Source organism: Ruegeria sp. CDSC085 (genome assembly GCF_059610465.1).
The window spans coordinates 17,080-30,597 of record NZ_JBXWNR010000015.1 but is presented as its reverse complement, the minus strand read 5'-3'; the positions used below and the strand labels follow the sequence as shown (position 1 = coordinate 30,597).

The 13,518-nt window shown below is 56.0% G+C and carries 16 protein-coding genes; 6 read left to right on the top strand and 10 right to left on the bottom strand.

What is annotated here, in order from left to right; translation table 11 throughout:
* Positions 1–72 precede the first annotated feature (72 nt).
* The 4 genes from AC2FJB_RS17865 to AC2FJB_RS17850 all read right to left on the bottom strand — a co-directional run bounded on the left by AC2FJB_RS17865 (position 73) and on the right by AC2FJB_RS17850 (position 3,989).
* Positions 73–1,455 carry an adenylate/guanylate cyclase domain-containing protein gene (locus tag AC2FJB_RS17865; RefSeq protein ID WP_496719811.1) on the bottom strand — a complete coding sequence of 461 codons (1,383 nt, stop codon included), beginning with the start codon at positions 1,453–1,455 and terminating at the stop codon, positions 73–75.
* A gap of 140 nt (positions 1,456–1,595) precedes the next feature.
* Entirely contained in the window at positions 1,596–2,696 is a 1,101-nt protein-coding gene (locus AC2FJB_RS17860; protein ID WP_117871999.1) for a site-specific DNA-methyltransferase, read from the bottom strand.
* A gap of 107 nt (positions 2,697–2,803) precedes the next feature.
* Entirely contained in the window at positions 2,804–3,421 is a 618-nt protein-coding gene (gene rnhB, locus AC2FJB_RS17855; RefSeq protein ID WP_496675449.1) for a ribonuclease HII, read from the bottom strand.
* Between the two features lie 109 nt (positions 3,422–3,530).
* Entirely contained in the window at positions 3,531–3,989 is a 459-nt protein-coding gene (locus tag AC2FJB_RS17850; protein WP_117871997.1) for a hypothetical protein, read from the bottom strand.
* Between the two features lie 176 nt (positions 3,990–4,165).
* Between AC2FJB_RS17850 and AC2FJB_RS17845 the strand changes: the two genes are divergently transcribed.
* The 3 genes from AC2FJB_RS17845 to AC2FJB_RS17835 all read left to right on the top strand — a co-directional run bounded on the left by AC2FJB_RS17845 (position 4,166) and on the right by AC2FJB_RS17835 (position 6,807).
* Positions 4,166–4,453, top strand: coding sequence for a hypothetical protein (locus tag AC2FJB_RS17845; RefSeq protein ID WP_117871995.1), 288 nt, complete (start codon positions 4,166–4,168; stop codon positions 4,451–4,453).
* Positions 4,425–5,126 carry a winged helix-turn-helix domain-containing protein gene (locus tag AC2FJB_RS17840; protein WP_117871993.1) on the top strand — a complete coding sequence of 234 codons (702 nt, stop codon included), beginning with the start codon at positions 4,425–4,427 and terminating at the stop codon, positions 5,124–5,126. Before AC2FJB_RS17845 ends, AC2FJB_RS17840 begins: the two co-directional genes overlap by 29 nt.
* A 106-nt stretch (positions 5,127–5,232) precedes the next feature.
* On the top strand, positions 5,233–6,807 hold the full coding sequence (locus AC2FJB_RS17835; RefSeq protein WP_496719814.1) for a DUF427 domain-containing protein: 1,575 nt from the start codon (positions 5,233–5,235) through the stop codon (positions 6,805–6,807).
* A gap of 99 nt (positions 6,808–6,906) precedes the next feature.
* Here AC2FJB_RS17835 and AC2FJB_RS17830 read toward each other — a convergent pair whose 3' ends face one another.
* From AC2FJB_RS17830 to AC2FJB_RS17805, 6 genes are all read right to left on the bottom strand, one after another.
* A complete protein-coding gene (locus tag AC2FJB_RS17830) occupies positions 6,907–7,701 on the bottom strand; it encodes a DUF1217 domain-containing protein (RefSeq protein ID WP_496719816.1) in 795 nt (264 codons plus the stop codon).
* The gene (flbT, locus tag AC2FJB_RS17825; protein WP_496675442.1) at positions 7,698–8,099 is read right to left on the bottom strand and encodes a flagellar biosynthesis repressor FlbT; all 402 of its coding nucleotides are present in this window, start codon (positions 8,097–8,099) and stop codon (positions 7,698–7,700) included. Before flbT ends, AC2FJB_RS17830 begins: the two co-directional genes overlap by 4 nt.
* On the bottom strand, positions 8,099–8,473 hold the full coding sequence (gene flaF, locus AC2FJB_RS17820) for a flagellar biosynthesis regulator FlaF (protein ID WP_496719818.1): 375 nt from the start codon (positions 8,471–8,473) through the stop codon (positions 8,099–8,101). Before flaF ends, flbT begins: the two co-directional genes overlap by 1 nt.
* A gap of 77 nt (positions 8,474–8,550) precedes the next feature.
* Positions 8,551–9,762, bottom strand: a complete 1,212-nt coding sequence (locus AC2FJB_RS17815; RefSeq protein WP_496719820.1) for a flagellin N-terminal helical domain-containing protein — start codon at positions 9,760–9,762, stop codon at positions 8,551–8,553.
* A gap of 208 nt (positions 9,763–9,970) precedes the next feature.
* Entirely contained in the window at positions 9,971–10,330 is a 360-nt protein-coding gene (locus AC2FJB_RS17810) for a flagellar biosynthesis protein FlgN (protein WP_496719822.1), read from the bottom strand.
* Positions 10,320–10,595 (bottom strand): rod-binding protein, encoded by a 276-nt coding sequence (locus AC2FJB_RS17805; protein ID WP_496719824.1) that lies wholly within the window; start codon positions 10,593–10,595, stop codon positions 10,320–10,322. Before AC2FJB_RS17805 ends, AC2FJB_RS17810 begins: the two co-directional genes overlap by 11 nt.
* A 109-nt stretch (positions 10,596–10,704) precedes the next feature.
* On the opposite strand from AC2FJB_RS17805, the gene AC2FJB_RS17800 reads away from it, so the two are divergent.
* The 3 genes from AC2FJB_RS17800 to AC2FJB_RS17790 are packed head-to-tail and all read left to right on the top strand — an operon-like array spanning position 10,705 to position 13,514.
* Positions 10,705–11,928 carry a flagellar hook-length control protein FliK gene (locus tag AC2FJB_RS17800; protein ID WP_496719826.1) on the top strand — a complete coding sequence of 408 codons (1,224 nt, stop codon included), beginning with the start codon at positions 10,705–10,707 and terminating at the stop codon, positions 11,926–11,928.
* 3 nt (positions 11,929–11,931) lie between these two features.
* Positions 11,932–12,594, top strand: a complete 663-nt coding sequence (locus AC2FJB_RS17795; RefSeq protein ID WP_117871977.1) for a flagellar hook capping FlgD N-terminal domain-containing protein — start codon at positions 11,932–11,934, stop codon at positions 12,592–12,594.
* A gap of 53 nt (positions 12,595–12,647) precedes the next feature.
* Positions 12,648–13,514: a phosphotransferase gene (locus AC2FJB_RS17790; RefSeq protein WP_496719828.1), complete on the top strand. Its 867-nt coding sequence runs from the start codon at positions 12,648–12,650 to the stop codon at positions 13,512–13,514.
* The last annotated feature ends 4 nt before the right edge of the window (positions 13,515–13,518 follow it).

Sequence of the window (13,518 nt, the reverse complement as noted above, 5' to 3'; positions counted from 1 at the left end):
GCGCACAGGCGCGCTGCTTGGCCCAACTGTCTGCACCGCATCCTCGATGCGGTTCTGAAGGGCGGGAGGACCTCAGCTTTTCATCACCCAGACATCCATAGGTGCCTCGACCCCTCGAACGGATTGGTCGCGATAGGCGACAAAACCGGCCATGGCCTCCGACATCGACGGATTTTCTTCCGCAACTCGCAGGCGCACGGCATCACTGACAATGACACGTGCCTTGAAATCTCGCGTCAGCGCTTCAAGCTTGGCAGCCACATTGACCGCATCGCCAATCACCGCGAATTCCAACCGGTTGGCACCGATGTCCCCAAGTACGACCGAGCCGTAATGCACCCCAACGCCGACATGGATTTCGGGCTCTCCGGCCCTGCGGCGTTCCAGATTCCAACGGTCGATTCCACCCACCATCGCACGGGCGCATTCCAGGGCATTGCTCGCGTCCAGCGGCGTTGGCACCGGCGTGCCAAAGGTCGCCATCAAACCGTCGCCCAGATATTTGTCCAATGTCCCATGGTGCCGGAATACCTCGGTTTCCATACGGGCATGAAACCCGCGCAGCACCTCGATCACCTCATAGGGATCCCGTCCGGCGGCGTATTTGGTGAACCCGACAATATCGATGAACAGAACGGCCACATCCGCTTTACGGACTTGTTTCAGCGGTTCATCGTTCTGACTGAGCTCATCTACCACATTGGGCGAGAAATACCGTGACAGATTGGCCCGTTCCCTTTCCAGCCCCGCGTTGTTCATCAACAATTGATTGAGTCGCCGCATCGAGATGCCCAGCGTTACTGCAACCATCATGAACACGATAACCTGCTGAATACGTTGAGGGATCATGAAATTGTTGGGATCCAACAGCTCGGCGACATCCGGGTAGCCCTGCAAGGCCTCTGCGACCTTTTCGCTGATCTCCGGAATAGGCGTGGCCACCCACCAGGCGACGATCCAACCGATCGTCCACATCATTGCCGTCCACGAACCGATGGCAATCACCGTACGCCAGGAATAAGCCAAGGTTCCAGCCGCCAGAATGACGAAAAAATACTGAAAGTTGTCAAACCGATATTGCATGGCCAGCGGCCGGACATCATCGCTGAACGGGTTGGGTACGATCATCCCAAGGGTCATGATCAACAGATCAACAAAGATCAAAAGAAGCTCGACCCGGGATTGCCCCACCCGGCCCGCGCTACGGATCAGCCATCCATTGGCACAGATCAGCAGCAGGATGAAATGATACCACAGCACATCCCATTGCGGGTTCAGAAAAATAAGCAGAGCCCCGGTCAGGGCCATGGCCACCCAGCGCGCGCGTACAGCCAGTTCAAGCCCTTCGCGCTTGTGCCGCTCTAACGCGGCCTCCGTGTACTTGTTGTCCAGATCGAACGTGTCAGGTTCCGTGAAAAACAGACTGCGGCGGGGCTGCGCGGTTGTCTCGGTCATGGCCGTGATCTTTCTTGCAGTGTCAGGGTTGTCTTCATGCAATCACTGTTGATCCAAAAACAAAAGACCCCGCCGTAGGATCGGCGGGGCAAGGCGTAGTGCCTTGTGTCAGGCCACAGGCACCGGCGGTGTTCTTGAAATCAGTTCATCTCGGCCCGGATCTGCTGACGTAGGACATCGATCGGAACCGTTTTGCCGTCGCGCTTGAAGCACCAATAGGTCCAGCCATTGCAGGACGGCGCATTTTCCAGATGAGCGCCTACCTGATGAATCGAGCCTTTGACGTTGTCGCCGACCAGCGTGCCATCGGCGCGAACCTTGGCCTTGTGGCGCTGGTTCATGGAATACAGCTCTTCGCCAGGGCGCAGCATGCCGCGCTCGACCAGCTGCCCGAACGGAACACGCGGCTCGGCACGTTTGCTCGCACTTACTTCCAGAGCCTCACGGTCGAACTTGCGCACCTTGGCGATACGTTTCTCGGCCACCTTGCGATAGCTTTCCTCGCGCTCGATGCCAATGAATTCACGGCCCAGCATCTTGGCAACCGCACCAGTGGTGCCGGTGCCGAAGAACGGGTCCAGCACCACGTCGCCGGGATTGGTCGACCCGATCAGTACGCGATGAAGCAAAGATTCCGGCTTTTGCGTCGGATGCGCCTTGTCGCCATTTTCATCCTTCAGACGTTCATGCCCGGTGCAGATCGGCAGCACCCAGTCGCTGCGCATCTGAACGCCTTCGTTCAGGGCCTTCAGCGCCTCATAGTTGAAGGTGTATTTGGCCCCTTCACGTTTGGACGCCCAGATCATCGTCTCATGCGCGTTGGTGAAACGCTTACCGCGGAAGTTGGGCATCGGATTTGATTTGCGCCAGACAACGTCATTCAGAATCCAGTACCCTGCGTCTTGCAACGCCGAGCCTACACGGAAAATGTTGTGGTAAGAGCCAATCACCCAGATCGCGCCGTTTGGTTTGAGCAGACGGTGCGCCGCCTTCAACCACGCGCGGGTGAATTCGTCATACGCGCCGAAGCTGGAAAACTGATCCCAGTGATCGTCGACCGCATCCACCTGGCTGTTATCCGGGCGATGCAGTTGGCCTTTCAACTGCAAATTATAGGGCGGATCCGCAAAGATCAGGTCAACGGACGCCTCGGGAAGACTGTTCATCACGTCGATGCAGTCCCCAGATAGAATCGTGTTTAAAGGGGGCGCTTTCGCGCCCTTTTTGGTGGTTGTCGTCATATCACTGCCTCAAGTGTCCACGGCGCTTTTGCGCTCATTTGGTTGAGACTAGGATGAGTCAAAGACGATTCGCCGTCAATTTCTTTTTTGAATCAGCGGCTTACGATTTACTCTTGATACAAGATGTTGTGCACCGGCTTGAACGAACGTCTATGGTGTGGGGTCACGCCAAGATTTTGCAACGCTTCCTTGTGTTGTTTTGACGGATAACCGGCATTGGTTTCCCATCCATATCCCGGGTGCTGTTGCGCCAAATCCACCATCACCTGATCGCGCCAGTTTTTCGCAAGGATCGAGGCGGCTGCAATCGACACCGACCGTGCATCCCCCTTCACGACTGCCTGCGACGGAATCTTCAGGCCGCACGGAATCATGTTTCCGTCAATCAGCAGGAAATCAGGTGCCGGCGACAGCGTCTCAACCGCACGTACCATCGCCAGATGCGATGCCCTCAGGATGTTGATCTCGTCAATCTCGGCGACCGATGCTTCGGCCACCGCGAACTCAGCGCTGTGTCGAATTTCTGCATCCAGCGCGGCCCGACGTCTGGCCGTCAGCTTTTTGGAATCATTCAACCCTTCGGGGATGGCCTGTGGGTTCAGGATCACGGCCGCGGCGACAACTGGTCCCGCCAAAGGGCCACGCCCGACCTCATCCACACCCGCGATGCGAAAATGGCCCCGATCCAGCAGCGCCTGCTCAAGTTCGAAATCTGGTTTTGTCATACCCTTGGAAAACCGCGTTTCGCACAGCGCCGCAAGAAAAAAGAGAGGGCAGCCCACACCGCCCTCTCTCACCCGGCGCTTCTTTGGCACCGCTCCTGCTCAACCGATGTTACTGATAAACGACACGGTATCCTTTCTGGCGCAGGCACGCGGGTTCATACGCCCGCTTGACCTTTTGGCCGTTCCAGAAACCGACCTTGCACTCTTGCGGCAGGCTATTGGCATGTTTGTAGTGCTTCTTGAGACATTTCGGCCCAAGTAACGGATGATCCTGTGAGTACCCGTTGAATGTACGAAGGCAACGCTGGGGCAGATCGTATCGCGCCACGCGCGGCGGCAGCGGGCGCACGGGCTGCGGCGTGTACGGTGCAGGGGTATAGGTCTGGTGGCGAGCCGCCCGATCCTTTTTCTTTTCCTTGTTATAGTAGTGAACCCCGGCACCGATAATCGCGATGGCAGCCAGCCCGCCAAGAATGTCCTTTGCATCAGCAGCCCGTGCCTGAGAAGCAGAAACCCCGGTTATTGCAACGGCGGTCACAACGATGAAAGTGATGAATTTCTTGTGCATGATGCGTGTCCTTCATAGTGTTTGGGCGACCGTGTGACGGAGCGCGTCCTGATTGCCCTGACATTGGGGGCGGCCGGCTCAGACAAGCAATAACCGCCCGGTGTTATCGGATATCAGAGGCCGCAAACCCCTTGGGTTATTGAATATCGCAGTAACTCATGCGCAGGATGCGGCCTATGAAACAGATACTCTCTTCTCTGACCTTTACGGTCCTGATATCGCTTGGCTCCACCGCGTCTGCCGCGGATTGCTACGCGGATTACAAGGCTAAGAAAGACAATCCACTGCGTCTGCATTACGGAGTCATTCAGGTCTCGAACTGCGATAAGGGCCAGGCCCGTGCAGAAATCGCCCAGCGCCTGCGCGCGTCAGGCTGGACCTTGCTTGAAGTGCAGTCCGTTTTCGGGCCGGAAGGGTTGGATCAGAGGAAGGGCAATGCCGGACAATTCTATCTCCGTTTCTGATGCGCGTCGGTCTGGTGTCAGGCTGGTTGTGCTGGGCATCGCGGCTATTGTCGCCATTCTGATCACCGCCGCGGTTTTCCTTTTCTGGACCCTGCCCGACGCCAACGCATTCAACGCGCGGGTCGAGCGATTGTTCGTAGAGGCCGATCTGACCTCGCAAACTGAAATCCGGTTGCTTGAAATTCTGGCCCAGTCTGGCACCGCCTTCGCGGACACCCTGTCCAGTTATCGGATGGTGATCTTCGTGTTGCTGGTTTTCGCCAGTGCGATGATGGTCTCGGCATTGGTCTTTCTGGTAATGCTGGTTCTGCTGAACCGGCGCATGGCGCAAATCGAACGCACCGGCATTCAAGTGACATCCCTGCTGATCAGCCGCGAAGAAAATACTGTCTACCTCAACAACATGGATTTCAAACTCACACCTGCCGCCATGGAAACCCTGTCGGTTCTGGCTGAATCCCGGCTGGATGACGAGGTATTGTCCGGTGCCCAGATCGAAGCCATGATTTCCGGCCGCAATGCAGCCGATTGCGACGAAGCTGCGGGCGCGACGCGGATCAAACGGTTGCGGGATGCGCTTGGCAACCAGATGGTCAGTGAGCTTCTGGTCAAGAACATCGCCAAAAAAGGCTATATGCTGTCCATCGAAAAAGACGTCATACAGATGGTCTGAGCCTTGCTGTGTGACCGTATGAGTTGGCACTTTTCCCTTCGCCGCCTCTTGGAATGTGCGATGCAAAGCCCCATTCTAGAACAACCCCAGGCAAGGGAGGTCGCATGTGAACGTCCACGCCGCACCAAAGATCAATGGGTATGGAATATCGGTTGAATCGCTGAATGGCAGAATTGCCATTTACCGAAACGGTGTGCTTTTGGCTGAAAGTACAAATGCCAAGGTGATGTATGAAACGCGCCTGCCCCCCACGATCTATGTTCCCCGCGCGGATGTCTGTGTTGATCTGAGCGAAGAAACAGACCTGCAAACATTCTGCCCGTTCAAAGGCACTGCCACTTACCACGACATCAATCTGGGTTCGGAAAATCTGGCCAATTCTGTCTGGGCCTATGAAGAAGCCCTGCCCGAAAGCGTGGCCATACAAGGCTGCATAGGGTTTGTGCCCGGCGCCTATACGAAAATCGATTTGGGCGAAAACCACCTTCGCGAACCCGATGACGGTAGTATCAGCGGGCCGCTGATCGATTGGCTGATGCGTGGTGCTTCGACCGCGACAACACCCGAGAGCTTTACCAAAGCGTTGGCTGAGAAGATGCTGGAGCATGGCATCGCGATTCAACGGCTGAGCATTCTGGCCTGGTCTCTGCACCCGCTTATCGCGGGAAAGCACTATATCTGGGAAAAAGATGAAGACGAGATTCTGACCCGGGCCCCGACATACGAAATCTATGATCACCCGGCGTTCATCAACAGCCCTTTGCGACATGTCTCGAACGGTCTGGGTGGCGTGCGGCAAAGGTTGAACGATGAGAACCCGCATAACAGCTTCCCGATCATGGAGGATTTGCGGGCCAAGGGCGCAACGGATTACGTGGCCATGCCCTTGCCGTTTTCCGACGGACGCACCAATGTTCTGACGCTGACCTGCGATCACCCGGACGGGTTCACTACCGAAAATCTGGGCCTTGTATTTGAATGTTCCTCTGTCATTGCCCGTTTCTACGAAGTGTTCATGCAGCGCGAAAACGCGCAGGTCCTGCTGGAAACCTATGTCGGCAAACGTACCGGCGCGCGTGTGCTGGGCGGCGAAATCAGGCGGGGTGACGGGGATGAGATCGACGCCGCAATCATGTTCTGTGATCTGCGCAATTCAACAAGCCTGGAAGAGAAGCTGGGCCGGGGCGAGTATATCAATCTCCTGAACGAGTTCTTTGAAACAGTCTCGGGTATTGTTCATGACAATAACGGAGAAGTTCTGAAATTCATCGGCGACGCTGTACTGGCCGTTTTCCCGGCAACGGACGAGAATGCCAGTGCAGCCCGCACCAATGCCCAGCGCTCGGCGATCAAAATCGTAGAAACTTTGGGTGAGCTGCGCAAAGAAGGCACAGACGTGCATTGCGACTGTTCAATCGGCGTCGCTTATGGGCGTGTCACCTACGGCAATGTGGGGTCTCGTGAACGCCTTGACTTCACAGTTATCGGTCAGGCCGCGAACATCGCAGCGCGTTTGGGAGAATTCGGCAAGACGCAAGGGCACCGCATTGTCGTTTCCGAAGACATCGAACCGGCCTGTTCCAACGCCGTGCCGCTGGGCGACGTCAATCTGCACAATGTGTCCCAACCCGTCAGATCTTATGCTTTACAAACAGCAGCCGATGAGATTCTGAACGGTTGAGGCCTTCCGTTTGCAGTGCTTAAGAAAAGCAGGTTTTTCGATTGACGTGATGCCGTCGCGACTAAGCCCCATCAACGAAGTCGATCCGAGAACGTCCGATCAACCAGCTCCCAGCAAGATCAATGCCGTCTGCGCTGGCGAGATCGTATTCTGAGGCTGGGCAATCTGGCTTCTGGCCAAATAAGTGTCGGTCAGCTTCTCAATGGAGTCTGGATTCGAAAACTGTGCCAGATCCTCCGAGCCAGTCAGTTTGAACAACCTGTCCTTGAACTCGACAAGCTGCTTGTCAATGTCCAGCTGCGCAAAAGACGACGGCAAACCAAGTGCGGTTTCCATCATGCTGCGTAAGGGTGGCAGCCCCATCAGATCGAACCACTTTGTATCTGCGCTGGAGGCACTTTTGGCGAGATCCGAAAGCTCCCGTTGTGCATAGAGCGAAATACGCATCGTCTCATCTGACGCGCCAACAGCAATTTCAAACCGGGCGGTCAAATTGGCCTGAGCGATTTGGTCCATGTTTGAAGCCAGCGCCGTTTTGCGGACAGCGCCGGGACCAAATCCAAAGGCATCCGAAAACTCCCGGTATCGTTTGTCTGCCAATCGATTGGACAACGCGTCATCCGCCTGAGTACCATCCTCAAGGATTTTCTGTATGAAAAACCGGTTTTCCACATCTCCTTCCAGCCCAAACGCACCCAAAGCGACCTGCAACAACCTGCGATCCGACACCAGCTCTTTGGCGGATTGAATTTTTCCGATGTTGTCCAGAAAGTACTTGGTCTCTCTCTCATTCACCGCTGAAGACGAAAAACTCTGGAACTGGCCCTCATAGGTACGTTGCAAGAACCGCCAGCCCACGATCCCGCCGCTTGGGATGACTGGTTGAGATGTCATTGCTGATAAGCCATCAGCCGCTCTTCCCGTGGCAGAAGCGAGCGAAGGGATTTGAGGCATTTGTAATAATGCTCCGCGACCAGGGCATCAGTGGCTTCGGCCAATACCCGTCGGCTATCAGCGTCCGTAAAAACCTGGCTCAGCTCTTCCACGCGCCGCAACATTTGCTGACGCGCTTGCCCCGGCTCCATGTCGCCGGACAATACAAGCTGAGCAGCATAGCAGACGCGGCGCACTGGCGTGTTCACTTCGTCAGGATGAATCGCGTCCCGCAGTCGCAGTACATTGGCCTGCGGCGTCATGATCGAAAAACGGCCGCGACGATCCCCGTTCTCGATCACAACTCCGTTGATCAGAACCCTTTCTTTCGGGGCAAGCTTCAGGACCAGACCGCTCATCAAGTTGCCCTCATCTGGCGCAATCCGCGCAGTACGGCTGTGTTGATTTCCACTAACGGTTCAACGGTTGCGCCGTCTCCCAAAACTCGGCTGCTGTGTTGCTCGGTGAATTCAGCAAGGTAGAAGATTCTGGCTCTCAGGTCGTTGGGCAGCGCATTATTGGAATCGGCGACACCAGTTGCCAGCACCCCCCATAGCCGCCGGTTTTCGTGTACGGCCTGAACAAATGCCGAAAAGTCCGTTGCCTTTTGTGCAGTTGCCGCCTTCAGGCGCCGTGTGATCCTGGAAATCGCTTCGTATTCCGAATCGCGAGGCGTCCGCGTTGGCGCGGCGGTTTGCGCGTAGGTTTGATGGGCTAAGGCTTGTGGTGTCACTTGAAATCCTTCCAAAGAGCCGTCTTCAGGCAGTCATTGATGGGGCGCGAAAACCGCGCCCCAACCGGTTTCGCGATTTAGCGGAACAGCGACAGTATCGATTGCGGCGCCTGATTGGCGATCGAAAGCGATTGTGTTGCCAGCTGTTGCTGAACCTGAAGTGCCTGAAGCCGCGCGGACGTCTCTTCCATGTCCGCATCGACTAGCGAGCCAATACCTGACTTGAACGAGTCGGACAGGTTCGAGATGAACTCTTTCTGAGTTTCTATCCGGCTTTGGGAAGAACCGAAAGCAGCTGATGCGTCGATCGAAGTATCGATCAGCGACTCAACGGCAGCCAGGGCAGCGGTCGCACCCGCGCCGGTCGAGACATCAATACCGGCCAGCGCGCCCAGACCACCTGCACCGGCATTCACGAATTGAGCAGAGAACGAAATGTCAGAGCCCGTACTGTTGGTGACAGACAAGGTTCCGGCGGTGCCTGAGTCATAGTCTACGGTCAGACCGGTAATCCCAAGCTCTTCAATCTTCGATTTCAATCCAACGGCAACCAGATCACCGGTTGTTGTCGCAGCAGCGTCTTCGGCAGACACGGTATAGGATACAACCTGATCGTTAATCGCGACGACGACCTTGTCGCCGGCAGCAAAGGCACCGCTGGATTCGTCGGTGACGAGCGCCGTTGCAGCGGTCGCGCCGTTGTCGATGGTTGCGCCAACGCGATCGTTGCCTGTCGATGCGCCGGTCGAACCGTCAAAGACCTGCTTGGTGACATAACCGCCGGTTGACAGGTTCTGCCCTGCAACGGTGATCGACGATGCGGTCACGGCCCCGGTATTGTCACGATCCAACGACGCCAGAACCGATGCGGAACCGGCAGAGCCGTCAACCAGGTTCAGGCCATTGAACTGCGCTGCGCTGACAACGGACGCGATCTGATCTTTCAGAGCAGTCACGTCATCATTGATTTTGCCTCGATCAACGTTGTCTTCCTGCGCGGCGACGATCTTGCCTTTCATCTGTGTCAGCAGATCAGTGACGGTTTCCGCGGCATTTCGGGCAACGGCGACGGTCGATTCGCCAAGCGCCAGGCTGTCCTTGATGGCATTGAAACCTTTGACGTCCGACTCCATCACTTTGGAAATCGCCCATACTGCCGAGTTGTCCTTGGCCGTTGCGACATCCTTGCCGGTCGAGATTGCGTTCTGGGTCATCGCCAGGTTTTTATTGACCGACTTGAGAGTTTGCAGCGCAACCATCGCGCCATTGTTTGTCAGAATGCTGGACATAGCTTTCATCCTTTTCCGTTCGGGCCATTTTGCCCATTTTCACCCCGCACTATTTGCAGGCATTGGTGTCTTTCTGACCTGTGCGACGCGCCGCGTGGCCGTTCGCGCCACCTGCTGATTTCAGGTGCAGCACCACTTTTGAACCCGATCCCCTAACGGAGTGCTAAAACGCGCAACCCAAAATTTCGGATTTGAATCAAACTTCTACCTACGCCCGCTTTTCCAGCTTTGCAGTGTTACGAACCGTAAATTCACTCCGCTGCCCGTCTGCACCATAGGTGCTGAATTCCTGCCGAACACGCCGCAGTTCACCCATTCGGCTGGAGACTGCTCGGATGCCTTCAGCCGCGCTGTTCAGCAGTGCCTGATTGCGTTCGGCTTTCTGTTGAACGCGAATCAGTGCCTCGCTTTCCAGCACCTGAAGATCATTGATTGCACCGATCAGCTTCTCTTTTTCAGGCGCCATGCTGGACAAACGGTCCAGATCCCCCTGCACAAGTGCGACACGTTCCAAATCCAGGACTTCTTCCAAAGACTTGATCAACACTGCATCAGCCTTAGACGTCATCGGTTTTCTCCATCAGTGACTTGAACAGAATTTCGGAAAGGCCCACGCCACCGGACCGGGCCAGTTGCTGCGCCTGATGTTGAACAAGCATCGAAGAAAACTGATCTTCACCTACGCCACCACCAAAGGACTGGCGGGTCTTGCCCAACCCGGCAGATTTCAGCATTTCACCTAGAAACGCGGCTTCCAGCTCTATGGCCACATCTTTCAGTCGGGTTTGGGATAATGGTGATTGAGATACGTGAGGAAGGGTGGAAACCTTCATGGCCTTCTCCGAATTTGCCTCGAACTTTCTCGATCAAAGGCGAAAGCGGTTAAAATAAACGTAACTTCCTGCAGGCAGTGTTCCGACCAGACACACGGAGCCGGAGCAAATGCCCAACCCCCTAACGCTGGCGAACGCAACGCCGACTTCAACCGAGAAAGCCGCCACATTTCGTAAAGCTCCGGGCCAAAAAACTGGCTCGGGGAGCTTTCAGGACGTCCTCGGACAAGAGGTTGGCGCCACTGGCCTTCCTGAAGGCGAAAACCCTGCCATCAATTCCGAGCTGACAAATGTCGAAGCGGAGCCCGAGCCTGTGCCGGGGACAACGGCTGAGGCATCAGCAGCGGCCCATCCCTCCCCGATTTCAGAACACACCGGTGAACAGCAAATCCTTTCTGCATTCCTCGAAACCCCCGGCTTAGACGAGATAACGATGGTGCCGGTTCAGATTGCGGAGGCAAATCAAGCACCCTCAAAAATCCCGGATCAACCACAGGTATTGGTATCAAAAGGACTGTCCCTGCAAAGCGACTCGTCCTTCCCGGTTCCGCCGCTCTCGCAGAAGGCGCAGGATCCGACGCCCCAACCTGCGCAAATGACAAACATGACCGAAAAAGGCCAAGTGTTTGATCAGCTGGTAAAGACCAAAGGCACGGTCGAACAAATGGGGGGCATCCCGCTTCCTCTGGACCCTGAAAAGAAACTGTTGCCCGAAGTGAACATTCTCACGCCTAAACCACCAACGCCTAACCGGGCGCCCTCGGTGGCGCAGCTTCAGCTGATGGCAACTGCTGTTGAATTCGAACCGGTGGCACCCGTTGTCGAGGCTGAGGCCCTGCATGCCGCCAGAGAGGAACCTTTGCCGCTGACCTCACGCGATTCTGTGCCTCAACTCACGAGTCCGTCTTCTGCCGCCCGAGCAGAAATCGCCCGGGCGATGGCTGGTCAGCTGGCAGCAGCGGTCCAGACACGTACCGGATCAGGAGCAACGAAAATTGCGCTGAATCCGGAAGAGCTTGGGCGTGTTTCCATTGTTCTGAATGGCCGGGAGGACGGCCTGCAAATCACTATTGCGACCGAGCGTCCGGAAACCCTCGAATTAATGCGACGTCATTTATCCGTTCTGACAGAAGAGTTTCAGAAACTGGGCTATGGGGATCTGAGCTTTGATCTGGGAACCTCTTGGGGTTCTGGCGCACATCAAAAGGGTGCAGACGACCCAGACACCCAATCTCCATCACGTTCAGAAGCTGCGCCGCACGAACGGATCGATCGCACAACTTCCCATCCACAGAATCTGGCCTCGGGCCGGGGCATCGACATGAGGTTTTGACCAATGATTACGCCTGTCAACACCACGCAGCCCGTTGCGGATCAACAAAAGGCCGGGGCATCACAGAAGTCTGCGATTACTTCGGACTTTGAGACATTCTTGCTGATGCTAACGGCGCAGGCAAAGAATCAGGATCCGTTGGAGCCGATGGATTCGACCGAGTATGCGTCTCAGTTGGCGCAGTTCTCGATGGTCGAGCAACAAGTCCAGACCAATGACCTCTTGTCCACCTTGGCCAACGCATTGGGCGGTACGAAACTGAACGAACTTGCAAGCTGGGTGGGCATGGACGTCCGCTCAACCTCGGCCTTTCACTTTGAAGGCCAGCCGGTGACACTGTTTGCTCAGGCCGACCCTGATGCGGACGCAACCAAATTGGTGATCCGCGACAGTGACGGTACGGTGATCGATAAAGTCACTGTGCCCACGACGACTGAGGAGTTTGTTTGGGCGGGGGTGGATTCTTCAGGCAATCCAATGGCATCAGGCAACTACACTGCAACCCTTGAATGCTACAAAGGCGATGAGTTGCTCTCCGAGAAACCTGTCGCCACCTACGGTCGCGTCATCGAAGCACAGGTAGGCGTCGATGCTGTTTTATTGACCCTGCAAGGCGGTCAGGTAATTCCCGCAACTCATGTCACTGCGGTCAGAACTGGTGCTTGATCTACCGGGCCGGACAGGCCAAATCTTGGCAAATCGACTCGCCAGAAAAAGTGATGGAACCTCTGCCCAACCTGTCTGCCCCCCCTCGAGATCTGGTTGACCATCTCCATGCGCAAGCATTGGTCAACGCACATCCTCGGTTCGAGACCTTGTACGGCGGGCGCACCAACAGGGTCTGGAAGGTCAAGGGCCGCGCAAGCGACAAGGTCCTGAAACTCTACAGCACAGCATTGCGCAATCCATTGTTTCGAAATGATGCAGAGTTGGAAGTCCAATGCCTGAAGGCGCTTGGCACCACGGGTTTCGTGCCAAGGCTGCGTGCCACAGGGCAATACAATGAAGCCAGTTGGGTGTTTTACGACCACGCACCCGGAGCACCCTGGCGGCAGGGGTCAGCCCAGGTCGGTGCCTTGCTGCGCAAGCTTCATTCCCTGTCCATCGCCGTCCAGGCGCCAGCCGGATGCAATGGCAGCGAAGACTTGCGAGCTCATGGAAACAGAATTCTGCAAGGCTGTACGTCAAACACGCGTGGCAAACTCGCAGATTTGCAACCTTCAACCTCTGTCACACCTACGGAACAGACTTGTCTGATCCATGGCGACCCCGTGGCAGGTAACATCCTGGTGGCGACCGGTGGTCTGACTTTGATCGACTGGCAATGCCCAGCCCTTGGCGATCCTTGCGAAGACCTTGCGCTCTTTTTGTCGCCTGCGATGCAGCAACTTTACCGAGGCTCACCGCTGTCGAAGAAAGAGGAAGACCAGTTTCTTTCCGCCTACGGCAGACCCGAAATCGTCGCGCGCTATCTACAGCTCAAACCGTGGTATGCGTGGCGCATGGCAACGTATTGCCTCTGGCGCGCCGAAAACGGTGCGCCCGACTATGTGACAGGGTTGAATTTGGAAACCGCAATTCTGTAACGCC